At 45.9% G+C, this 1,403-nt stretch carries 1 protein-coding gene; it reads left to right on the top strand.

Features of this window, described 5'->3' with window-relative positions:
* The first annotated feature begins 213 nt into the window (after window positions 1-213).
* Entirely contained in the window at window positions 214-1,236 is a 1,023-nt protein-coding gene (pta, locus tag HMPREF9304_RS07165; protein WP_036927821.1) for a phosphate acetyltransferase, read from the top strand.
* The last annotated feature ends 167 nt before the right edge of the window (window positions 1,237-1,403 follow it).

Consider the following 1,403-nt stretch of genomic DNA (forward strand, 5'->3'; position numbering starts at 1 on the left):
TTAATGTGGTTATAAGTGAATTTATGAGAGGAAGAGAAAGTTTTGCAGAGGTCTCGTTTCATTCCGCATGTCGATAATATTTGTTATTTTTGCAACTGCAATCTTGATGGATGCCAATGGGTTCCCACTTCTTTTAACATCGGTGTCCAGCGGAGGTTGAAGGCATGTGGATGCCGCTATCATGACACAAATCAAAATATAAATAACAACATCATGGATTTATTACAGCAAATTGTTGAGCGAGCAAAAGCCGACAAACAACGTATTGTGCTCCCCGAAGCATTGGAGGAGCGAACGCTACGTGCCGCTGACCGTGTATTGGCCGACGACATTGCAGACATTATCTTGATTGGTAACCCAACGGAGATTCAAAAAATGGCAGAAGCGCGAGCGCTGAAGAATATCGACAAGGCTACCATCATTGACCCTGAAAACAATTCCAAGAGTGAAGAATATGCTACGCTGTTAGCCGAGCTGAGAAAGAAAAAGGGCATGACACTCGAACAAGCACGCGAGTTGGTGAAGAATCCTTTATACTTGGGCTGCATGATTATCAAGACCGAAGGTGCCGATGGTCAGATTAGCGGTGCGCTGAGTACGACGGGAGATACGTTGCGCCCTGCACTGCAAATCATCAAATGTGCGCCCGGTGTCACTTGCGTGAGTGGTGCCATGCTGTTGATTACGCAGGCAAAGGAGTATGGCGAGAATGGCGTAGTGGTCATGGGTGACGTGGCTGTTACCCCTGTTCCTGATGTGGATCAGTTGGCTCAAATTGCCGTGACTACCGCTGAAACGGCAAAGAGTGTAGCAGGCTTTAAGGAACCACGCGTAGCGATGTTGAGTTTCTCTACCAAGGGCAGTGCCTCTCATGAAGTGGTAGCCAAGGTTGCCGAGGCTACAAAATTAGCAAAGCAGCGTGCACCACAACTCAAAATCGATGGCGAGTTGCAAGCCGATGCCGCCCTTGTGCCATCGATAGGACAAAAGAAAGCACCAGGCAGTGCTATCGCTGGCAATGCCAACGTATTGGTGGTTCCCAATTTGGAAGTAGGAAACATTAGTTACAAGCTGGTACAACGTTTGGGCAATGCCATTGCCATAGGACCTATCTTGCAGGGAATTGCGCGCCCAGTGAACGACCTTAGCCGTGGTTGCTCGGTAGATGACATCTATTATATGGTTGCCATCACCGCTTGCCAGGCACAAGATGCCAAGAAAGAGGAGGAGAGGTGATATAGTTGACGAGTGAACTCGGAATAATTCATAATTCCTAATTCATAATTCATAAACCAACAACTCGTGAACTCGGAATAATTCATAATTCCTAATTCATAATTCATAAACTAACAACTCGTGAACTCGGAATAATTCATAATTCTTAATTCATAATTCATAAACCA

Origin of the sequence: Hoylesella timonensis S9-PR14, assembly GCF_000762405.1 — a bacterium.
GTDB classification, from domain to species: Bacteria; Bacteroidota; Bacteroidia; order Bacteroidales; family Bacteroidaceae; genus Prevotella; species Prevotella timonensis_A.

Coding starts and splice junctions, on each gene's coding strand:
- pta (WP_036927821.1), top strand. CDS start 214: ATGGATTTATTACAGCAAATTGTTGAGCGAGCAAAAGCCGACAAACAA.